General features: G+C 37.5%; 19 protein-coding genes. 2 read left to right on the top strand and 17 right to left on the bottom strand.

The genetic code is table 11. The features are described 5' to 3' along the window. Positions 1-1146, bottom strand: a complete 1146-nt coding sequence (locus tag AC27IJ_RS00195) for a hypothetical protein (RefSeq protein ID WP_487147236.1) — start codon at positions 1144-1146, stop codon at positions 1-3. After that, a complete protein-coding gene (locus AC27IJ_RS00190) occupies positions 1136-1837 on the bottom strand; it encodes a hypothetical protein (RefSeq protein ID WP_487147235.1) in 702 nt (233 codons plus the stop codon). Before AC27IJ_RS00190 ends, AC27IJ_RS00195 begins: the two co-directional genes overlap by 11 nt. Positions 1838-2013: 176 nt before the next feature. On the opposite strand from AC27IJ_RS00190, the gene AC27IJ_RS00185 reads away from it, so the two are divergent. Continuing rightward, positions 2014-3672 carry a hypothetical protein gene (locus AC27IJ_RS00185; protein ID WP_487147234.1) on the top strand — a complete coding sequence of 553 codons (1659 nt, stop codon included), beginning with the start codon at positions 2014-2016 and terminating at the stop codon, positions 3670-3672. A 565-nt stretch (positions 3673-4237) separates the two neighbouring features. On the opposite strand, the gene AC27IJ_RS00180 is transcribed toward AC27IJ_RS00185, so the two are convergent. The 9 genes from AC27IJ_RS00180 to AC27IJ_RS00140 all read right to left on the bottom strand — a co-directional run bounded on the left by AC27IJ_RS00180 (position 4238) and on the right by AC27IJ_RS00140 (position 10340). Further along, a complete protein-coding gene (locus tag AC27IJ_RS00180) occupies positions 4238-5218 on the bottom strand; it encodes a DUF5688 family protein (RefSeq protein WP_487147233.1) in 981 nt (326 codons plus the stop codon). A 194-nt stretch (positions 5219-5412) separates the two neighbouring features. Next, positions 5413-5682 carry a hypothetical protein gene (locus tag AC27IJ_RS00175; RefSeq protein WP_487147232.1) on the bottom strand — a complete coding sequence of 90 codons (270 nt, stop codon included), beginning with the start codon at positions 5680-5682 and terminating at the stop codon, positions 5413-5415. Between the two features lie 92 nt (positions 5683-5774). Next, positions 5775-6119, bottom strand: coding sequence for a hypothetical protein (locus AC27IJ_RS00170; protein WP_487147231.1), 345 nt, complete (start codon positions 6117-6119; stop codon positions 5775-5777). Positions 6120-6134: 15 nt separating this feature from the next. Then, the gene (locus AC27IJ_RS00165; protein ID WP_487147230.1) at positions 6135-6938 is read right to left on the bottom strand and encodes a recombinase RecT; all 804 of its coding nucleotides are present in this window, start codon (positions 6936-6938) and stop codon (positions 6135-6137) included. A gap of 88 nt (positions 6939-7026) precedes the next feature. After that, positions 7027-7956 (bottom strand): YqaJ viral recombinase family nuclease, encoded by a 930-nt coding sequence (locus AC27IJ_RS00160; RefSeq protein WP_487147229.1) that lies wholly within the window; start codon positions 7954-7956, stop codon positions 7027-7029. After that, the gene (locus tag AC27IJ_RS00155; protein ID WP_487147228.1) at positions 7957-8478 is read right to left on the bottom strand and encodes a JAB domain-containing protein; all 522 of its coding nucleotides are present in this window, start codon (positions 8476-8478) and stop codon (positions 7957-7959) included. A 116-nt stretch (positions 8479-8594) separates the two neighbouring features. Then, positions 8595-8777 carry a hypothetical protein gene (locus tag AC27IJ_RS00150; protein ID WP_487147227.1) on the bottom strand — a complete coding sequence of 61 codons (183 nt, stop codon included), beginning with the start codon at positions 8775-8777 and terminating at the stop codon, positions 8595-8597. A gap of 239 nt (positions 8778-9016) precedes the next feature. Then, positions 9017-9391: a hypothetical protein gene (locus AC27IJ_RS00145; protein WP_487147226.1), complete on the bottom strand. Its 375-nt coding sequence runs from the start codon at positions 9389-9391 to the stop codon at positions 9017-9019. 13 nt (positions 9392-9404) lie between these two features. Further along, positions 9405-10340: a DUF932 domain-containing protein gene (locus AC27IJ_RS00140; RefSeq protein WP_487147225.1), complete on the bottom strand. Its 936-nt coding sequence runs from the start codon at positions 10338-10340 to the stop codon at positions 9405-9407. A 999-nt stretch (positions 10341-11339) separates the two neighbouring features. On the opposite strand from AC27IJ_RS00140, the gene AC27IJ_RS00135 reads away from it, so the two are divergent. Then, entirely contained in the window at positions 11340-12374 is a 1035-nt protein-coding gene (locus tag AC27IJ_RS00135; protein ID WP_487147224.1) for a hypothetical protein, read from the top strand. A 294-nt stretch (positions 12375-12668) separates the two neighbouring features. Here the strand turns inward: AC27IJ_RS00135 and AC27IJ_RS00130 are convergent, their stop codons facing one another. The 6 genes from AC27IJ_RS00130 to AC27IJ_RS00105 form a co-directional block, all read right to left on the bottom strand. Then, on the bottom strand, positions 12669-15002 hold the full coding sequence (locus AC27IJ_RS00130) for a DEAD/DEAH box helicase (protein ID WP_487147223.1): 2334 nt from the start codon (positions 15000-15002) through the stop codon (positions 12669-12671). Next, complete coding sequence (locus AC27IJ_RS00125) at positions 14999-15688, bottom strand: hypothetical protein (protein WP_487147222.1); 690 nt, start codon at positions 15686-15688, stop codon at positions 14999-15001. The genes AC27IJ_RS00130 and AC27IJ_RS00125 overlap by 4 nt, the downstream gene beginning before the upstream one ends. 13 nt (positions 15689-15701) lie before the next feature. Next, positions 15702-17918 (bottom strand): DEAD/DEAH box helicase, encoded by a 2217-nt coding sequence (locus AC27IJ_RS00120; RefSeq protein WP_487147221.1) that lies wholly within the window; start codon positions 17916-17918, stop codon positions 15702-15704. A 3-nt stretch (positions 17919-17921) separates the two neighbouring features. Further along, a complete protein-coding gene (locus tag AC27IJ_RS00115; protein WP_487147220.1) occupies positions 17922-19682 on the bottom strand; it encodes a site-specific DNA-methyltransferase in 1761 nt (586 codons plus the stop codon). 580 nt (positions 19683-20262) lie between these two features. After that, on the bottom strand, positions 20263-21102 hold the full coding sequence (locus AC27IJ_RS00110) for an SH3 domain-containing protein (protein WP_487147219.1): 840 nt from the start codon (positions 21100-21102) through the stop codon (positions 20263-20265). Positions 21103-21249: 147 nt separating this feature from the next. Beyond that, complete coding sequence (locus AC27IJ_RS00105; RefSeq protein ID WP_487147218.1) at positions 21250-23574, bottom strand: hypothetical protein; 2325 nt, start codon at positions 23572-23574, stop codon at positions 21250-21252. Positions 23575-23788: the final 214 nt, after the last annotated feature.

The raw sequence follows: 23788 nt of genomic DNA, 5'->3' as shown, positions 1-23788 counted from the left end.
TTATTTTTCATCCTTTCTACAATTCACTCGTTCTTCCAGTGTCATTTCTGTACAATCACCATCCAGTTTTCTTCTTTTTAACCACACAAATCTTGGTGAAATATCCGTACCTCTTATGGATAATTTTATCGTTCTGTAAATCCTCCCTCTTCCCTGCGTGCACAGGATTCCCTCTTTTTCCAGTGCTTCTTTTATCTGATTCAGTGAACAAATCGCTTTAAGCGGCTCACAAATACGTGCAAACAGCTCCTCTGGAATATAATAGTATTCCTCATCAAATAGAACTGTTCGTTTCTGATGCTCTCCAGTCAATACAGCAGCCTTTGATTTATTCACCATTTTTTCCATATTTGGAATAAATGCAATAAATTCCTCTACAAAAGCTGTCGGTATTTGCCTGACATATTCATACGCATCAGACATATCATGACCTTTTTTTATAGCAGTCTCAAAACGCGGTCTCATCCTCCAACGACTTTCACTTGCCATCCCCTCTTCAAAAATAAATTCCTGCATAGCAATGACTGCATTCCAAAAAACCCCATCTTTTACCTGGATAAGTTCACAATTAGCGGACTCCTTTCGAAGCATATGTTCCAAGAGCTGATTTTTTTCAAGGATATAATTTTTCAATGTACTGAAAAAAATATCTCTACAAGCCTTGTCCCCAATCTGAGGACTTTTTTGTTCTGCTGAAAATACGAATGAAAATCTCCCCTGATACACTTCAGGAATCATTTTCTGAAATACCAGCAGAAAGGGAGAGGAAACTTCACGGTCTCCGACTCTTCCGCACGTACAGATGCCAAACAGAGCTTCCATATTTTCTTCCGTATTTCTTCCAGGCATATATACAATCGCAACGACATCGTCATGATAGCTTGCTAATTCCCGTATGAAAAGCTTTGGTGAAATATTCGTATTTACCAATCTTGAACTGAAAATTCCAACCATGTCTGCTAACACAGTTGCAATTTCCTGTTCTTTCACAATAGCCGCCACAGGATAATGCATCCGATATCCCCATCTTTGCAAAACACTATATGAAAATGCACCGCTTTCAATTAAAAAGAGCAATTCTCCCGTTACGGATTCACCAATTGCTTTACAATAATTTAGAAAATCCCACTTGATTTCATTTTGCATAATCTAATACCTCTTTCCAGAGCATAGTTTTTTTATCCGCATACTGTAGCGTACCTTCTACCATATAAAAACCATATTCTCCAGGCACCTCCAGGGTTCGGGAGAGACCTATAATCGCCTGTAATATATCAAAATAGAATTCATCTCCATCCTTTCTTTTTTTCCTGAAAATAATGCCTGCGTTACGAAATTTACGGCGATAGTAATTGGCATCATCCTTTCTTAAATCAAAGTATAAATCTTTTTCGCCTAACCGTTCAATTCTGGTTCGCATATACAGCACTGCAAAGTCAATCCCTGCCGTTTTAAATTGAACCGGTTGTATAGGAATAGAAAAATTTGCAAAATAATAATCCTTGCTCGCTTCCAGCATAAAGTCCTGTTTTCTCCTAAGCATTCCCTGGTCCGTAATCATGATTGTCTCGGACAACATGTCACGTTTAATTTGTAAGTCCGTTTTGATTCTCATCAGTTCAGCGAAGTTCTCTTTTTCGATGGCCTTTTTTTCTTTATGCTTATCTATTTCTGTGAACGCTTTCGTTTGTATTAAACTTGCTTCCTTCTCAAAATCTACTTTAGCCTTATATTCATATAAGGAATAAGGCTGGACTTTTGCGGGGTGTGAATTTAACCCGCCATTGTACCCAACTAAGTTATATTGTGTATAGGGATTATATTGATTCTCTTCCATAAAATCATTCTCCTTTACTTTTTAGTGGGGAATTTCGTTTGCGCAAACCTTATTTCCCTGCCGTAACATAAGTATGGCATATATTTTCTATAAATAAAATGTGACAAAAATCATTGTTTTTCAATTTTATATATAGTATTATTCAAAATATAAAGTTAAAAAGGAGAAGTTACTATATGTACCAGTCTATAAATGTCGAAAATTTTGAAGCACAAATTACAGAGGCACGAAATATTCTTATCTATGGCGCTAACATCTCTTATCATTCAAAGAAATATCAATCATCTCTTCAAAATGATGAACCTATCCTGGAACAAATATTTGAGGATATGCATGAATCCTGTAAAGAAATTTTAGGCGAAGGAGGAGTTAAATTTTTTGGAAAAGAGAAAACGGATATACCCAGAGGGGTTTCACTTCCTCCAATAGGAGAACTTGGCACTGTCCATGGTTATCACAACGTCTGGAACAAAATGATCAACGACCACTGCATTCTTGCAACGTTTGATGAACTTCATCATATGATTTTCCATGATATATCTATTAATCCATATCAGCTTGCCCGGCATATCAATTATTTTGGATTCAATTATGCCTATGACCATGACTATTTTAAAATATCTGAAGGTTCTGATAAACCTTTTATCTTTAACAACGATGACAACTACTGTTCGTATGGCGCGGTAGATCCCGATAAAGCTTCAAACGATTCCTATAATTCCTATCCTAAAAGTTTTAAAACGCTAAAAAAATTATTTGACAAATACCCAAACTACCATTATATTGGTGAACAAATATCGTTCTCCAAATCAGGAGATAAACAGGGAAAGTTTACTATACCATTAAACAGTGTACCTCTGTTAAAGTCCTTAAGAGGCAATGTCCCTCTATTAAAAAATATTTTCAGACTGTATGATGTAACACAAAATATTACACCAGCAAAGATAACGCAATTTATAAAAAGCGTAGCAGAGCTTCAAAATATAATTACAACGCCGCCAGCCGGTGACATTGAAAACTTTATGACCCGCTCCGATATTATATATTATAAGTATAAGCTGGAACAAACGTTTCATTTTGATTTTATCTACTGTCTTACAAAAAATATAGAAGCGCTTTCTAAAAGGCACAATCATCCATTTAACGATGACGCTTTTATCGAATTTGTAACAAGCGGCATGAATCTTCCAAATACATTCAGCCGCCATTTGTTGCTTCAGATGGCATTTGATTGTTGTACGGATTATCGTGATTTCAATTCTTCTTTTTTGATTGAGAAAATTCTCAAACCTGATACTATGGCTTACTTTGATAAACGAACCAATAAAATCACCGACTCGTTTGACACGCTTAGTCAATGGAAAAATTGTTATCGTAATTTTATAAACTACATGGTCACATTCGCTTTTCCCATTTATGAAAGTTATTTTTTTGTATCGCTCTATGATACATTTTCGAAGCCTGGACAATCAACAGCACAAAATTTACTGGATCTATATAAAGTTTTAAATAAGCATCTTTCAGAGAGTAATACTTTTAATGATATAACGGTAAAAACGAAATATTTGATGGATAAAGCCAATGCCGTTTGTTTTCCTATAAAATCAAACGCAAAGGAGGTAATACAAAAACCAGTACAGGATAATTTTATCCTCCCGGATTATCCTAACACTTCCATCGACTATGATATATTAAGAAAGGTCATTCTAAGCACATACAATCACCAGTCAAAGCCTATGCCTGTGTTAATCAGCCAAAAATATTTAAATGAAAATTTTATGCGGTTAAGCGAGAGCTTTATCATTTCATGTACTGCCGAATTATTAAGTCGTTAACCAATCAAAACCCACATGTAGTTTCTGCTTTGTTTCATTTTTTGCACAAAAATAAGATTTTAGACAAATATATAAGAGCATGTTGTAGTATATGTGGGTTTTTAATAATCACAGGTAAGCCTGTCTTTGTAATTATGAAAGAAATCTATTCGGCTTTGCCTGATGAATATGATTTTCCTGAAACAGGTTCACACAAGTATATGCACCAATGGTAAATACGCCATGCCCAAGTTTCTATTTTATTTTATGCCACTATTTCAATCGAGGAGGCGGTGACTAACCGCCGTCCTCTCAGTGCACCGTGAATCAGACTGTCTAACAAATATGAAATATGTTATAATATATATTAATAGATAGACAAATTATCATGGCGTATATAGTTGGAAGAACTAGAAATCAAGTGAATATTGTAATGATACCTCTGAATAAATTGATATATCATAATAATCTTGTCCAAGTAATATATGTCTATGTAGGTTCTATTGATTTAAATGAGCTAGGATTCATTGATTCAAGGCTAACAGAAAATGTGGATTCGCAACGTTCCTCTACATAGGCCTCACTGTTACCCCCGGAATAGGTATTGCTCTCTCCTGTTTATCAGACATTGGTCAGAATGGAATACAATCTCAATCGATCTCGAAGAGCGAGAATACCGATATATCTGATTTGATAGGCGGTCTTCTTCCGAAACCTCACTCTGATTGATTTCAGTAACCATAGCGCTGAGTTCTTTATAGGATGTCTCTTCTCGCTCTGGTATCAGTAGTGTCTCATGAATACTCGTTGGAAGAATAATGATATCCCCTCCCTGTTCCGCAGCAAATCTCTCCAGGCAGTTTTCATATAAAATACAACAGGCTCCATTTACTTGTCTCTTATTGGACAAGATGTATATGGGGACCTCTTTCTCTCCCAGCAATCCATCTATTATTTCATCATCGCCAAATTCCCCCAAGTTTCCTGTCAAAAGTTCCCCTATAATCTCTCCCATGGTTCTAATCTGAGCGGGAAGCAACTCCGGTGTATTTCCCTTTGCCAGTTGATACAACTCATCTTTCGTTATACCCCAGGAATACATATGTGAATTATGAATCAGAGCCGTAATCTGCCCATTCTTACTCTCATCTAGGATGAGATAAAACACGATAGCCATATCCAAAAACGATACAAATGGAATATCCTTTAAAAGTTCCTGATTAGTATCTCTATGTACGAGCTTATAGGCCACCTTTTTTCTTAAATTGCTAAAGTCAGCCAGTTCCTCTATATTTCCATTTTCTAACGAAATATCAGAATTCTGATCATAGCTGCACATGATCCGATCTATAATTCCCTTCATTTCCATACCCTGTTTGAAATCTTTATAATAAGAATTCAAATAAATCGTAGGTGCAAGCTGCTCCTGTTCCTTCCGAATGACCAATCCGTCTAATAATGTGTCGTTATTCTTAACGACGCGCTGAATCCGCACATCGAAACCATTCCCTAACTTTTTCTTTATCTCCATCTGAACCGTTAATAAAAACTGGTTATAATATTCCATTTGATTTTCCTCCATCTTTTTTATATTTAGATTTCTTGTCTGTTAAAAAAAGAAGCATCCTTTTTTTCGAATGCTTCTTTCCATGCATCTTCCCGACAGTTCAAAAACGTTATGCCGTTTCATCAGTAGACACAATTCAATTTAATAGAACAGATTTTTCTATGGCCTAAAGTGCTCCGGTTCCGTTCCAAGTTTTATCCATTTTCCAGCATCATTTTATAGATCCTGAAGCCGTCCTTCACGCCAGCGAAATATAAATACCGGTTTTCGTCAGCGCAACGGACGATCCAGTCATCCCAGAACCGTTCCATATCCTCCTTCCATTCCTTTCCCATTCTCTCAAGAAATGCCTCCATTTGACGCCCAAAAGTATCTTCTCCCTGGGCGGATTCTTTCGGCCGTGCATTTAACAACATTTCAATTCGCTCGCAGACCATCTGTTCCAGTAAATCTTCCACACTCATTTTTTATCACCTCACTTTTTTCCACAGCAGGAATACCCCTGCGGCCCAACACTGGAAGGGTATGTCCCTGTGGTACTGCTCATCCAATTGATTTATCCTCTGCATAGTGGACAGCTCTTTTCCATATAGCTCTGGTAGATACGCCCGCAAGCAGGGCAGAAAGCCAATTCCCCGATTCGGAACTGTTCGTCAAGCCATGCTTCCGGGTCCTGTCCGGCAATACTCAGGAACATTTCCACTGCGATCTCCTTCTGCCCCAGGCTCACTTCCAGAAGCTCCTCTCTGGTATAGCAGCGCCCGGCCATATACGGGATATAACAGGGGGGCGTCCCGGGAATGGCGGAACGCTTCCGGGTCCTTATAAGGACCGTTTGTAAAAGAACACTTCCTTGGAAGCTGCCCGGACTGCATGGTGTCCTGAAAAACAGAATTGTCACTGAAACCGCCTTTTCTCACGCTGCCTCTCCGCCTTCCGGTATCTCCGTCAGACATTCATTCCTGATCTCGCTCATATCCACCGAAAGCTGTGTTTTCACGGTCTCATCCAGAGTAATGGCTTTCTGAAAATCTGACTTTAGCGGAGCAAACTTTAACAGCTGTTTGATTACTGTCTTTTTCGCCATCCCCTCATAATTGCTCTTCCATGGACTGAAATCCGAAGTAAAGGCCTTGGAATAGCGGGCGGCAAATGCATCCACATAGCTTTTCGTCATGACTTCAAAACGGAATCCCCCGTTATCCAGCCGGAATATTGCATAAAAAGCCCGTATCTCCCCCTGCTCATCAAAACATGGTTTGTGGTGCAGGACAGGGTGAAGTCCCAGCTCATATGAAAATTCATCATTTTCATAAACTGCCTGAGCTTCAATGCTCTGCATCCGCTCATTGCGGTATGCAAGATCAATCATCCCGCGATACCCCAATTGGAACTGGCACTCCAATACTCCCTTATTTTTGTAAGGGATCAAATATGCCTGTCCCAATGCGGTATTCGGCTCTAGCCCTAACTGGGCGGCATTCATCAGAGCCGCGATAAAGCTCATGGGCGTACACTCTGCGAGTTTCGGAGTATTATTGATTGCCGATAATGCCATTCTGGTGAACCGCTCCGGTGTCAGTATTGCAGGCAGTGCCCGCTTGATTTCAGGTTCTAAAGCTTTGACCATATCAACGATTGTCATATTTTTTGTCAATTTCACAGATTGGTTTCCGTTCCCCGACACCTTTTTCTCCAACTCCTGTTTTAGATCTGTCATATATCTCATTCCTCCATTAAAGCAAAAAGAGGATCACCTTTTTATTTCTAAGATGCCCCTGTTCTTCACGAATCAAATAATCATTTTATTAAGCTGCTTTTACTGTAAAACGTCTTGACTGGCTACTTTTCGCAAAAATCTGATAGAGATCTGGTCGTTCCTCTTTCAACCGTTTACTGTCAATCCTGACCGCATCCACATTGCTCCAGGAGACTCTGTAGTGCTCATTAAACGCCATTTCATATTCGCCCATATAAAGCTTAAGCTGCTGTTCAATCTGATTCTGCTCCTGTGTCAATTTCTTTGCCAAAAGAATAATTTCTTCCCTTCTTTTTAACTGCTCATTTAAATGGGCTGGAAGAGGAATCGTCTTTTTAAGCGCTGATGGAAAATACCGGTTAATCACTTCATTTGAAATATCACTGCCGTCCGGGTCCGGCATATTTCCTGGCAAAACATGTCCCTCCCAGAATTCCTTCTCTATGGCAATCAAATTTTGAATCAACTCTTCATCACGTTCAATCTTCTTATACTTAAATTCCCTTCCCAATATTACAACAGCCAGATACCAGGCCTTCGCCCCAGTTACCGCCATATAATGATGACATTGGATTTCATAATGAGCTGGTACTGAATCTTCGGTCCATTTATCTGCATTGTAGGCGCTGGCTGTTTTGCATTCAAGCCCCATACTTTCCCCTAAAATAAGGCGATCAACATTTGCCAGCATAAAGGGATATTCTTCACTCTGATACATAACATTGGACCGCCGTACCTTTAAGCCTGTCTCATCCATAAAACGCCGGGCAACATATTCTTCCAGGTCACGTCCCTGCCTCATGGATTCATTATCATAATCTTCTACTTCTGAACTTGTTTTTTCATAGAAAACACTCATAGGGCTCACATAGGGATTAAGGCCGCAGATTGCACCTGCATCAGACCCGCCGATTCCCTGTTTTCTGTATTTCAGCCAATCTTCATGAGATAAGCCGATTGTTGAAATTAACTTTTTCATTTATGCCGCACCCCCAATCCCAAAAGGCTCAATCCCTTCTTCCCGGAAACTTACATATCTGCCCTCTGAGCCAATCACAATATGGTCAAGCAATTCGATTCCCAGCAATACCCCAGCTTCCTTAATCCGACCTGTGATATGAGAATCTTCCCGACTTGGTTTTGGCTCTCCGGAAGGGTGATTGTGAAAGCAAATAATTTTTGAAGCATTTGAAAGAATCGCATGCTTAAATAAATCTCTGGTATCTACCGCACAGGCACTCACCCCTCCCACTGCCACAACCTCCAGAGCTACAGGTGTCATTACCGAGTCCAATGACATAACCATTAGAATTTCCCGATCTGAATATTCGAAAAGGGGTCTTACAATATCTGCGGCCTCTTTTGCTGCATGAAAACGCTGAGTACCATAGACAGCCGTTCCTTCCCGGATCATTTTCAGCTTTATGATTCCCACTTTTTTCTTGGGAATAGGCCGCTTCATCATACTGATTAACTTATCTTCCTGAGTCATACTTTTCATATACGTTAGATCCTTTCCATAGAAAAGAAGCATCCAGTGTTAAAACAAGATACCGCCTATCTATACAACTGTTTTTTCTACTACTTTTGCAGGATATTTTATTTCTCGCTAAAATTTCATAAAAATACATAATCTTTCATTTCCAATAACAACATTTCTGTGTCAACAAGCCCCTCATACCAGCATACGCTTAGAGGAACATTATTCAAATAGCTTTCTGTAATTTCACTTAAACTCAAATATTCATTGATCTGCTTTTCAAATAAATCCAGCACTCCAGGGCTTACGTTCTGCTTCAAAATAAAAAAATCCCTACAATCACACAATATCTTCCATTTCTTACTTATTTCCACCTCTTCCTTTCAATCATCATACTACCAAAAATTATAATAAGGAATTCGGATATATCTGGTCCAGAAACAATTTCAACAGTTCTTCCAATTCTTTTTGTAAATTATGCATAGGCCATACACTTACAACATCAGCAAGTCATCACTCAAAAAACCCTCATGCTTATCCAAAATCCAATCAGACAAAACTACTTTTTAAGGTACACAATAATACGCCCATTTTTCCTGGTTTCTATCCGGTAAGCTCGCCTTAATTTAATTAAAACACCAACGCCACCGCCCGCTACTCCAATCATAACAGCGGTCACTGCAACCTCGGTTCCTAAAATAGCAGCTGCAGGCGTCCCGGCAATCAGACTGACAATACCGGAAGTGCCACCCGTTATGGGAACCTGCATAAGTGCTATGATGGCAACAGCCAGGCAAACAAGACAAAAGCTCCAAAGACTAAGGTTAATCTTATACAGCTTTTTTACCTTAGATGCAAGATCTCCCTCTAGTTCGATTCCAGCCTTCCCCTCTCGTATTGCTTCTCCAAATTCTTCTTCATTACGAACATACATAGCTCTTCCCCCTTTACACTGCAGTTACCAGCGCATATGCTTTATCAATCATGGCATTTCCATCCACCGTCCTGGCGAATAAATTTTCCCGGTAATTGACCCGTTCCCGAAGCGGCTTTGAATGAGTAGCGAAATCAGAAACGGCATTGACAAAACGGTAGGCCGTTTTCCCTACATGCTGCAAATCGGGAGCAGAAAAATACCTGTCCTTTACTTCTTCTTTCATCCGGCGCAGATTTTTAAGCTGCTGTTCAGTTGCATTATCAATCAAAGGAAAAAGAGCATCAATATATTCATATACCTGCTTATCCGTCAATTTCTGCCGGTTCATCTGATCAATGCTCCTTCCCAGCTCCGCCATGTAGGTATCTGCATACAGAAGTGTGTATCTGGCATCCTCCATCTTCCCTCGGATATCCCCTACATGATGGGTGGACCAGGAACGCTTTGCTGTAGACAATGCCAGGTTTAGTGTGTTCTGGCAAACAACACGGATAGGTGTCATAACCGCCTTGATTGCTCCCGTTCCATCATGAGAGTTCATGAACACTAGGTAAGGAGTGACCTCATCTCCGCTGATAATATACCGCTGTGGAAGTTTTGCAAGAATCCAGGTCCGCTTCCCCTCCTGCAGAGAACCAGCCGTTTCATACGTAACACCTTCGCCTAATAACTCATCCGTAAATGCAAAAGCTTCCTGATTCTGTACCACCTTATAACGATCTGTCACTACGCCCAATATACGTTCATCACTGCCCCTTACATTTGCTTTAAAGCCCAAAACGGGTATGCCGTCATCAGTTATGAGATCTTTCTGGATGACCATCCAGTTAAGCCCGGCAAGTTCCAGTGCTGATTTTGAGGTTGGAGCCTCTAATACCGAAGTGCCGAGGCCATGCCAGGGTGCCTTTCTTCCAGTGTAGAACATTGTTTCAACATTTGCTGCCATAATCATTTCCTCCTGTCTTTTCATTCATTTAATTTTGTTACCTGTCATTTGCACCTGTAAAATGATCTTTCATGTTCCTTAAATCGTTTTACCATTCTTTTTCTTCATTTCCCATGTTTTGTTACCTCCTTTCCGAGAAATAAAAAATACCCTCCTGTAAGCATTTCAATAACTATAAATACTTTGAAATGCTCACAAAGAGGGTTAAAGCATGTTGTTTGATGATTACGGAGAACTTTTAAAAATGATATCTGCATGATTTTAGATATAAGGTCAGCCACCGCTGCCAAACTCTGCCAGAGTGGTCGGTTAAAAACCTTTAAAGCAGGATGGGAATGGCAAATTACTCGGCTGGCTCTGGAAAGCGGCATTTTATTAGAAAGCCATTATTCCCCTCATGCCTGATATTTCTCCGCAGCAACATAAAATCCCCAGGCCGCTAAGTGCCTGGGGAATCCTTTGGTTATTCATCTTTTCCTAAAAGCTCAAGAATGCAGGTGATTGCCTTCAGAATAACCGTGAGAATTTCTTTGTACATGAAGTTTACCTCCTGAAGTATTCTCACGGTTATAATATTTCATTAAAATATATTACTTTTTATCCTTACAACTTCAATCCGATCCTAAATCAAATAAAAGCTATTGCCGTATTTTATAGCAAGACTAGCATAAATGTATGAATATAAACTGATTATAAACACGGGAAATCAAGACAAAAAATGGCGAATATGTTATACTGGAAATCACTGGGCGAGTTACTTTGTATATCCAAGAGGTAATGCAATCTATGTCGTTATCAGCACCACATGCGGGACTACCAATAGGTCAAATGAACAATTGTGCAATGTAGCAAAAATGCATAGATGAATGGTTTATTTAGTTCTGCATTGGATAAAAAGATTGTCCTATACAATGTTTAAGGCAACGATATAACTATTCTTTTCATTGCTGAATGATGAATACCAGAATTTTATAAAGCTAAAACAGGAGGACAATTGAATTGAAAATAGAAATGGGCGAATCCCTCATATACTCGTGGTTACGGCATGAAAAGCATTGCCAGCTGGTTCAGACCAATTGGAAAGCTTCTCAATATTGGATTATGGAAAATTATGCTGAACTGCAAACACTTATGAATAATTTCGCACAGCACTATAAAACAAAATACGGATATGACATTTTTAAAGGTCGCTCTCTGGAACAGATATTGAAACAGGCTGAAATTGATGTCATTGGAATTTCTTTTTCTCCCTCTTCACAAAGTACTTTTGCCGTTGATATTGCTTACCATGAAGCAGGTATAAATTATGGGGATAAGAAAAAGACACTGAGTAAAATTATTCAAAAATGTGTTCGCACAGCTTTGTGCCTATATGGCTTTTTTAATATTTCCACAGGCGAAATCATCTTTGCTTCTCCCAAAATAAATCCTGCACTTGAAAGAGAATTAAGTCCCATGTTTCTTGATTTATCAGAGTTGTTTAGGCAGCGAGACCTTGAATTTACTGTGACATTGTGTTGCAATGATGAATTTTTGTCCAATATTCTACAACCTGTAATCGCCAAAGGTACAAAGGTTGCAGATACATCCGAATTATTTCTACGAAGCATCCAGATGTATCAAATGTTTGCTGTTAACTCCACAACTGTCGATTCGACCTGTATAAGAAACCAAAATTCAGTTCCTCAGCAAGCTTCGCCGCTACAGGAAGATTATAGTGTAGGTAAAGCTATTGACAGAATTCCAGATTGGGCATTCAGCCCCAATCAGAATAATTATAGACTCATCAGAGCTTATTTTCAAATTTTAAAAGAACGAGGAAGGGTTAATCGTTTTGAACTTGAGGCACGCTGCCAGGACCCTTCCGAACATCCTGATGTATATGTGCGAGATTTCAGAGTAAATTTTAATTCAATGAAAACCGATAAGGGCAAAAATTATGGCAGAGTGTTTATGGATGATGGATATAATATAAACATCTGGAGTGAAGTTTCTGAAGTTTTGGAAAAGTATTATAGCAAATTCGTTGAATAATTAATATTTTCAAATTCTTAACGTACTGTTTTAGTAGCAAATTAATAGTGGATATAAAAAATAAGATATCTTATTATATTGACTTATATTAATAATTCTGAAACAGCATGTGTTCACTTGCCTGCAAAATGATGTAAACTTCACACTATTTACTGCATTACAGACGAGAATACGCTTCTAAGTTTGGCTTGCGATACCATTTTAATTTTATCATAGGAGGCTTTCTCGTTATTCCTCACCATTTCCACTTACACTATTCTCTCCAGCATAGCTGGGGAGTGGTAATATTTTCAATTAGTCTAATGAATGATGATAACTTTCAAGAAATTCTTGTTGCTCCTCAGTCAGTTCATAATATTTTTCATTAAAAACTATCTCCTGTTCACCAATAGATTCGATACATGGAGATGCCCATTCCATATCCTCAAAAGTCAGTCCATATTTTAGCATCCAAATTTCCCTTTCTATATCAGTACCAAAACGGATGTACTTTGCCAAACGTAAAGAACGTTCATCTTGAGTAGACAGGTAATACTGGTGAAAAATAGCATAAAATATATCACTAAGCTTAAATCCAATTAGTTTATCTAGATAATCATAGGTATCATAAATTACAAGGTCATAGTCTACCAATTCTGCAGGGGTATCTCCAAACAAAGAGAAATTAGAAAGAGTTTTATCAGGTATGTCATCATAACCACGCAGGAAATTAGCTGTAAGTCTTAATGCTTCTGACGTGTTATCCTGATCCTTCCGTTCCTTTTTTCTAGAGGCATAATCGTATCGATATTGGCAAATTAATTTAAATGATTTTTTGAACACACGCCACATCATGATTTTTATAGCCTGACTCAAAATACTTTTTTCAGCCTTCGTTAATTCTCTACCGCCAAGATATTGCCGATATAAGCTATGAAAATCGTCATACATCGCCTTACGATCATTATTTTCTTCTGATTCCCACTTTGGATAAATGGGGTTTCCATCGTCATCAAACATTAAATCAAGCAATGTTGCCACCGTTGCAGTAATTTCATCACTTGACAGTTTTTTAACATCGGTGTTTGTTAGATTATACTCATCATTAAATTGGTCTGTTTTTATTGCTTCTTTATATTCTTCGTACTTATCATCCAGATTTTCATCTTCTTTATCAAGATGAGATTGTTCATCAATTCTCTCTGGTCTTTTAATTAATTTACGAAAATTACTCATATTGGACTGCTTGATGATAACGACTCCTACGTCAAACACACTATGAGGGGTTGAACGTCCAGCCCTTCCGATTAAATTCTTTATTGAAAGGGGAGAACTTGCCATAAACCTATCTAAATATACGACATCAAATGGCATATTTATGCCTTGCTCTAAGGTAGATGTTGCAAAGCAAATACGGCAAAATCCTTGTTGAGTAAAATGTTCTAAAATAAGTCTTGCACGAAGAGGTATTGAACCATGATGAATAACGATTCCTCGTTTAAGGCATTCAAGGGTTTTCGAGACATAATTAGTATTTTTCCCATTACTTGCCCCAACATAGTCTTGTAATCGGGCAATAAGTTCAAGTGCTGACGGATCAGTTATTTCCTTACATAAAGCAATATAATTACCAAAATCTTCAAATATTTTTTCGTTATAAATATGAGTCTTTGGAACAAAAATGAGAACACTGCCGCCATTTTTTATTACTTTTTCAATAGGGTCAAAAAAAGACTTAACTTTATTTTCACCCATCAGCGATTTTTCAATACCGAAATGATAAAACTCATTTTTAGCTTTGTCATGTGTATAAAATATCTGACCAACATTTTTTTGTTCATAATGCAATGCAGCAGCATTTTCATCTATATCAATATGATTTTTTTTGAGCTGAGCTTCTGGATTTGCGATAAAAGGATGAGCAAAGACACACTTTGCATTTGGAAAAGACTTTTGCATTCGTCGTACAATACTATCAAAATATAAACCGCGAACAGAATCTTCATCGCTTAATTGAGCTTCATCAAATAAAACAAGCTCAATATTTAATGTATCCTTCTGTCTAAATAATTCTCTGGCTCGCTCTGGCGTCAATATAAACACATTGCGCTTGGCGTATTTAGTATTTATTACTTCTACAAAAGTTAATACATTGACATCTTTGTCTTCAATAATACCACGGACTTTGTCGTAATATTCGTTTATGAGTGCACGAGAAGGTACTACTACCACTACATCATAGTTGGCATTTTTGATAAGTTCCCTAAAAATGAAGGATTTTCCTGTACTGGTTGGTGCAGAAAAGCTAAACGTATGCATAGTTCGGATTTTTTTCAGAATATCGGCTTGGATAGGAGTAAAGTCTTCACCGTAGGTTTCTCTAATGTAATGACCATAATCAGAAAAAATCAAGTTAACAAAAGAACTTGGTTGAGGCTGTTTAAAATAAAGCCCCATCATTTCAATTATATCATTTTCATGTGCAGAAAAAAATCCAGGCTGAAACAACTTGAAATATGAAAGGATTTCAAGCACAGCAATATCGACAGAGCCTTCCTTAAATAAGCGTTCTCTTGCAAAGGCAAGATGTTCATGCAAACATTTTCCTTCACGAATTTCAGAAATTATATTACGTCTTATTTCTATCATATGTTCACCGCCACTATAATAATTTCCTCAAACGGTAACAATTTACCGAAGTCCGTGTGTGCAAGGATACTGGAAATCATATTGCCGCTTGGTGTTGATTTTGCAGAAAATGCAATAGCAAATCCTTTGAAACCATCGTTGGCTCTTTTTAATGCTGTTGGAGTACAGAATCCATGAAGATCAGCTATTTGCATGACATCCTTTTGGTCAGAAATAAATTTAGAGACTTGAGTGATTGCCGTTGAGTATGCGCTTTGACGCGAATTGTATTTTGCCTCTCCAAAAATAACTGTATCAGTACTATTATTTTGACTAAGAAAGTCAAACCCAGGATTACCTGAAATTTTCATACCTAACAGTTCGGATAATGGGATATGTAAATAACTCATTTTACTAACTAAAGATTCTCTAGCCAATTCAGAAACCACATACTCACCTGCTTCCTTTGTAATGGAATCATCAGAACAGGCATCAAATTTTTTCTGTATGTCAACAATAGTCTTTTCTGCGCGGATTTTAAAACTACTTTTCATATAATCTTCATCAAAATGACTGAGCCATGATAAATCCATTAATGCATTCAGAATGTCAGCAAGCGTATCATGCAAATTTTCGGGATCAATGCGAATAAAAGTTATATGACCATTTTTTATGTGTGGAAGAGCATGATTTTCTATAATTTTCATCGCATTCGCCTCCCTAATTGAAAATATCACTTAACGATGACCATGCTTCACTTGAAATATCATCGCTGTATTCCTCTGTACAAATACAAAGCTCACAACTTTTTTTATCCTCCCTGACAAATCCACCTTTCATTGAATATCTCTTTAGATAATCCTTTAGTACAGTGAATTTACGTGAAGAAAATTTGTCGATATCTTGGCTATTTCCATACCTATCAAAACCGCCCTTAGTTTCGATAATCCATATTTCTCCATTAACACATAAAATATAGTCGGGGAAAAACACACGCAATTTTTCAAATCCATCTTCGTAAACGATAGAGAAGAATTCTGAGCCCTTATCGCCATTCTTATATATCCACTCCACATTTCTGGCTGATTCGCAGAATTTTTCAAATTGTTTTTCAGGCGCTGAACGGGGTGCTGCAGACGACAAATAGCCATTATAAACACTCTTTGTATATACACGTTGTACTTTTTCGGTAGCATCATATGTGAATAAGCATTCGCGTGGTAGCCAAAAATCCTTCTTAGATGTTCTATCAGCTTTTGCTTTTGAATCCAACATCAACTGAGATACTAATTCTGCAGATGCCTCACAAACAATATTTTTCAGCCTTTCACGATTGTTAAGAACGAAAGCATAAAGCTCTCGGTTTTCAAGCAAAAGTAATTGGTCACCATTTCGGCTTATCCCTTTTACAAATAAACGACGGAAAATAGCATTTAAAGTTTCGTATTTTAAACCTACCTTCGCGGCAATTTCAAAAACAATATGATGATATTCTTGACCATGTTTGTGGGTATTAATTGGTTCTTGAACATATGTGGTATTTAAATCTTTATAACTACTACTTTCGCCAGCAACAACTATAGTACTTTCTTCTGCCACATATTGTCGAACAAATTCAGAGAATAAAAAATCATTTGCTTTAAGTCGCTTTTTATTTTCAACTGTTCTCGTGTCAAGATTATAATGACGTAAAAAAAATGTATGAATCGCCTTGAGTGCTTGCCTTTGGTCGCGCCCCAAAAAGATTGCAGATACTTGTTCACTGATTAATTTGATCGATTTTAAGTCTTCACGCAAATATAGTGTTGTCGCCTCAAGTGCACCTTTGCCAAGACTCTGTTTTACGCTTTCTGTGAACTTTTCATCCAGCGTGAACAAATAACAACTATCAAGAAGGGGGACCTCATAATGCTTTTGCTCCGGCATACGGCGAATACGCCCAATGGTTTGGATTTCGAATGTTTCACTCATATGGTCGCGCAGCTTCACAAGAATATGCGCACGAGGGCAATCCCAGCCCGTTGCGATGGCTTGTTTGATAATGATGGCTAACGGCTTAGCATTTGGGTCGTCAATGTCATCAAGGTTTTCATATTTGCCAGAGAGACGAACGGCAAGTGAACCATTTTCATAAGTAATATGTTTTTTAGCAAACCATTTCTCCACACCATCCAATAAGACATCGTTTTTGTTTGGTAGCTGCACAACAATCAGGGGATTAATGTGAGAACCTTCATGAGTAAAAGCAGAATACAACTTACGTTGTTTTTCAAGCGCTTTTGTTAATAAATAATCGATCTGGTCAGTGACTTCATCACCTCGCTTAACTCCTTCGTTGATAATCAGAACTTTTTTGATAAGTCCAGCGGTGATTACTTCAGCTTCAGGAATAATAACCCAAACAGCGTCCGTATAGTTTTTCGGAGTAGCTGAAGCGCGTATGATTTTATTTGTCTTAAAATAGTCAATGATTTCTTTGCTTTTTATGGTATCGCCTTCATGGCTCTCATCTATAATAATTTTAAAATGTAACCCACTGTCAAAGGCCTTCTCTATATGTTCAAGAAAATTAGTTCGTTCTCCTTCTTTCAAGGCATTATTGCTCTTTTTATTGAGAATTTCCCAGTTAATAAAGCAAACATCGTTTGCTTCAAATCCCACCGTCATAACATCCGCGAGTACTTTAGTATGTGAACCATGAACATATTTGTCCATTTTCTTTTTACTCTGCTCCTCAAGGTCACCCTTGCCTGGAGTAAGCCAAATAAACACCGTGTTTCCAAATGACTTTAGATACTCATCCATGAAATGCGTCAGTATAATAGTTTTTCCACTTCCAGTACAGCTTTTTAAAATTATCTCTCGTTTATCGCCGTTCATTGCATCAAAGAGGTCGGCAATCGCCTTCAGTTGGAATTCAGCTAATTCAATGTTCATTACTTAACCCTCCAGTTCTCTGTAATAATAATTGGGGATTGTAATCAGTTCAATGCTGCGAGATTTAAGTATTTCTTCCTGTTCTCTGGTCAGTAGTACATCATATCCTATATAGATTCGTTTAGATTGCTTCAATAATTCAGCATTATCAAAGAAGTCATCCGTTTCTTCATCCGTTAGCAAAATGGCGATTTCTGCACTACTTGAAAAGTTTACACCATTTTCTAGTTCTACAAGTTCCCGCACATAGAGTAAAAGTTCATCAGCATACTCATAATACATCTTAGCGCTGATTGGAACGAAGTCCACGCGATAGTATTTGAGGCTATCACTATAGCCTTCACGTTCAATTACGCGTTTGATCCGTTCATATGTAACTTCACGACAAATGTCGTTTTCGTTGTTTGTACAAAGGATAAACCGGCGATTCCCACCATCTTCAGCGTTAAGTTTCATCACAGCATGTCCGGTTGTACCAGACCCAGCGAAGAAGTCGAGAATTGTACAATCTAATTTATCATATGTAAAGGAATCAATTAAAAGTTGAATAAGAGTTACGGGCTTTGGATATGCGAATATACTTTTCTTCTCAAAATGTTTTTCCAATTCAATTCCGCCGTCACTTTTTAAACTAATAATAGAACGTAAGAGCATTCTGTCAACTTCGTCTAAATACTTAATCGAACTTGGCTGCATATTTTCATCCTTTGAGAACCAAATTCCGCCGCAAATAAAACTACCATCAAAGCGCTTTTTGACATTTTCATAATCCACAACTTGTCTAAATGTATCTTCACTCCAGCGCCAACCACGATCAGGTACCTTTACTGGAACACCTGTTGCTGGATGAATCACATCATATCTTGGTCCGAAAGTATTTCCGTTCGGCCAACTCATATTGATTTTCCCCCAAATGCGATAGTCATCATCCACAGCATTGTAGAGAGTGATTGCTCTGTCATACGATTTCTTTTTATATAAATCACGTAGTTTTTTTTCTGATTCTTGTGCAGAAAGCCTTTTCTTTTTGCATTCTTCCATTAAGTTATTAATTTCATTTAATCCATCTTTAGGCATCATAAACTTGTAGCTATAATCCGATTTTCTTGTGTATAACAAAATGTATTCGTGTATATTTCCAATGCCCTTGTCATTTTTGGGAACTCTTTTATTCCACACAAGGCATTCAACAAAACAATCTTCGCCAAAAATCATGTCGCAAAGCAGTTTGATTTGTGCAAATTCATTTTCATCAACACTAATAAAGATAACTCCTCTTTCGGAGAGCAACCTTCTTGCAATTCTCAATCTTTCGTTCATGAAAGAAAGCCATTTTGAATGCCGAAACGAATCATTACCGTCTACTCTTGCATCGGAATAAGTAAATCCGTCTTTTTCAGTGTTATACGGAGGGTCAATGTATATTAGATCAATCCGTTCGCGGTGCGTTTTTAGCAGCAACTGCAATGTAGCAAGGTTATCTCCCTCAATAAGGTAATTCATCTGTCCGCTATTATTAATAAACAAGCTTTTATCTTCTACTAATACTGGAACATGCGTATCAAGAATCTCGTCAATACCTTCACGATGTTCTTCGAATACTAGACCATATTTCTTCGACTTTACTTCCTTTTCCAGCTCACTGAGATAGATAAGCAATGTACCTGTATTATCATCCTGTGGCGCTTCAGCTATATATGTACGGATAGATTCGATTTTTGATACCAAATCATCTCGTTTCTGTTTAGAAGTATTGGTACTCACTTATTTTCCTCCTGTCCAGGTAGAATTTCCACAACATCCTCTATACCACAATTTAGCGCAGTACAGAATTCACCAACACATCAGTTTGCACATTTTCTCCTTTTGTAGGTTTGTAATCGAAGCCGAACTAATTTCAGCCATTTGGTACAAATCACACTTAATTAAATCTTTCTATAGTTTTTTTAGCTTTCTGACATACTGGCACTCCATTCATGTCATCTTTTGTAATATTATATCTTGATTTTACTAAAAAATCAATTAAATAATAAATAATTGCAAATTGTAGTTTTAAATTTCTGCATTTTTATATTGTTTTTTTACAATTACAGTTTTAAATAGATGGAAACGTATTTTTTTTATAAATTAAGTTCAAAAAAAAATTCCCTATGAGAATTAACCCATAGGGGAAAGATCGTAGATGAAATTATTCTTTAACAATCAATTATAGCTCAAAATGCTTTTACGTTCCTACATAAGCCCATCAAGGCTCGAAAAATTTACTCCTCCAAAATATCCCCAAACGCCATATATTTGTTCTATATGGACTGCAAGATATTTACCTGTAAATCCTGATATATAATTAGTAACCTGTTCCAAGGTATCCCAAATACGTGCCATCTACATATCCCTCTAGCCCATCTTCGGTCATGACATAATACCAGCCATCATCTGTGCTATCAAGTGACATGACATATGAACCCAAAGGAAGTTTAGCCGTCTCGTCTGATTTCGGGTCTGGTGATTGTCTTAATGTAGCATAATCCTGTACATTGATAACGCACATATTGGGATTGTAATATGTGTTTTCATATTCAATCTCAGATTCTGCCGTTGGTTCAACATATCGGTCGGCATAAACTAATTGAATACCAACATAGGCTTCAGAATCTCCCAAGGCATTTACAGCCGACGTAGCGTCTATATATATTCCATATATATCTAGCTTATCACCGACCATAAAGTTTTCGCCTTTCCAATCATCTTCACCAATGACATATGTTCCGCCGTAATCAGAACTAATCATGAATGCACCATCTTCAACTTGAAAAACAGTACCTTGAACATGAACTTTTTTATCTTTATAGTTCTTGGAATTTCTGTATGCGTCTTCAAATTGGAGATACACACATTCATTTTTAAATGCTTCTTCTTTTTTCTCTTCCTTTGACAACTTTTTATCCTTAACAGATACAGCCGCCGTTGTTTCAGAGACAGGAACGGCAGTGGTTTCTGGAGCAGCGGCCGTAGTGGTTTCAAGAACCGGAGAACCGTAAGATGATGTTGTCTGCGCTGTTTCTGCAGTTGAAGTTGATGAACAACCAGTCATTATAAAAACGATACAACCAATTACCCATAACACCAGTAAACCTTTTCCTATAGACTCAAAAAAATCTTCTCTACTTTTAGCAATGTATTTCATGGATAACTTCCTTTCTATAATTACTTTGTGAGTGTTAATAGTTTCATAGCAGGTCAATTTATTCTTAATACCAATAGCTCAACAATACGTAATCTATATATTGTTTATGCGAGAATTAACCCATAGGTGAAATATCATAAATGAAAATCACTCCATAAAAGCCAAAACAAATATCACCATATACAATATCAAGATCAGGCCGTCTGTAATCGTTAATGCTATGATCAACTTTTTATGAAACGCATGGTTTTTCCAGGCAATCAAGCACAAGACAAAGGATGGAATGACCATAATTATACTAACTACTATCAGAGGGCATATAATCATCGTGGCAATTGTGATACCCGAAAAAATGATTGCTAATAATTCCAGTTTTTCCATTGCTCCTTTTTGCTTTTCTGCAACAGGAGTATGATAATTTGTTTCTAATCCAGCCGTTTTGGGCATTGGGTCTACTTCCAGGTTCTTCATTGGTACACTTGCTTCTGACACCTGCATATCCGGATTAAAACCCAGACCCTTTGTTAAATCCTCCACAATCTCGTTTAATGGCATACCGTCTGACAGCTTCCATTTTATCTGTTTCTTGTCTTTTAAGGTAAACTCAAGAATATTTCTATTGACCACTTTTACAGCTGAAAGATTACCAAGCTCTATACTGCTATTTGATAGGGGGATCACGTTCATCAGGTTATAAATAAAATGTTCTGTAATCACAAGACCTTTCGTTTTGTCCTTTGCTGATTCATTATATACTGCAATGACATAAGGGTCCCTCTCAACTGTCAAGATATTTTTGTTTTTTAATGCCAAATTGGCTTGTTCCAAAAATGAATTGCTTCCATATGCATATAGATTAGGCACATCATTTTTTTGAAATGAATGTTTTAACCGCTCTCCCTGTCTGAATACTTCCGTATTCTCATGCTCCTTCAGCCGTTCCAGTTTTTTCTTCAGTTCATTCACTCTCTGCTTCATTTCATCATCATGAAATTCAATCCCATCTAGCTGAACTATTTTTTCACTTAATTTTTCACTCTCATAATCTGCATAGTCCGTACCGGGTATGTAAATATCTCTGAATCTCTTAAGCTCTGCTTTGTAGCGGTTGGCTTCCTCCAGTGTCTGAAAGTTCCTCTTTTCCACAACACAGGCTTTATCATACTCCTTTTTCAACATTCCCAGCAAAGAAGATAGTTCTTTAAAGAAGTCCATTTTTTTACATTTGTCAAATTTCCTGGCAATGATCCAGCCATTTGATGTATCCAATACTTGGTATTTATTGCATATCAAAGTAATTTCCTTTTTCATTTCCCCTAGCTTCTCGCTGGTTACATCAGAAATCATATGCAGCATGCCTTGATCATCATTATATTTCAACCGGATTTCCAAACAGGAAAGAGCAATGACCGAATAGAGTGACATGGCATCCGAATACGGATTCTCATGATGAAACAGATTCCCATTCTCATCCATATAGTCATAGGCAATAGCTTTCTCTTTCACCGTATCAAAGCCCATTTCATCACTGATCTTATGACCGTAAACAGCATCAATAATAAAATTCATTTCAGTAAATGCCCATATGGCAAACTGTTTAGGGCATACGAATTGAGTCAGCTGCTTAGCCTCTTTAAAATCAACTTCTAATGAACTATAATTATTTAGTAAGAATAACCATGCCTCGTCATCCAATGGAACGGTCTCTATGATCTGCTTAATCAAGTCATATTTTTCAGCCCAGCTGTCTATCTTATCTAAATTAGCCAGAATACTGTCCGCTTTATCATAATCACATTCCATTACACTTGAAGCATCCATTCCCAAATGTTTTTCGAATATTCCCAGGATACAGGACGGTAATACATTCCCTACAGTAATGAGCACGATATCTGCAAGGCTTTCTAAATTCTGGGAATTATTCAATGTATTCTTTTCATTTTCAAACTTTGCATTGTCTATACTATCATTAAACATGTCACCTATCCCACGTACAGTGCCGGTGACTGCATTCATCGCTCCGGCCTTTAAGCTTCCTTTAATGGCTCCACCTATTCCAAAGCCACCGCCCTGCCATTTCGACCTGTTATCACGTTCCATTTTCTTTAATGCATCGTATTGTCCTTTTGCCTCATTAAGTTCTGAATATCTTTTCAGCAATTCCCGGTATTGAGAAGTATTTTCATAGTTCAGGTTTTCAAAATCCGCTTTTAACCGGGCAGTACTATACTCATAGATCTTAGATTTTACAAGGAGATCAATCCCCTTCTCTATCTCTTCATCAATATACCTCTGCCCATAAGTGGGAGCCTGGGTCAGAATCTCCTCAATTGATTTACAGTTCTCCATTGCTTTCTTAAATTTTTCTTTTGCAGTAACTGCATGGTCTTGAAAATAATTCACACAAAGCAAGCAAGATTCGGTATCATCATTGTATACAACCTGGCCTTTACCGAACGGAAAAACTTTCATACACACTTGTCCCCTTTCGTAATTAATTATTTATTATCTCTTCTATAATATATAACTGCATATAGGAACTTTCTAAAATGAACAAAATTATGACAGTCTGCAACCTCCAACTGATATCAAAAAAGCCCGATGGCCTCTGTTCCATGAACCAGAGAGGCTTTCTCAGGCCTTTGATAATCTTCTGCTACATTTTTTATTTTAATACTTTACATTC

Source organism: Lacrimispora sp. YZC11 (genome assembly GCF_057543815.1).
This window is presented reverse-complemented; position numbering and strand designations above follow the sequence as displayed.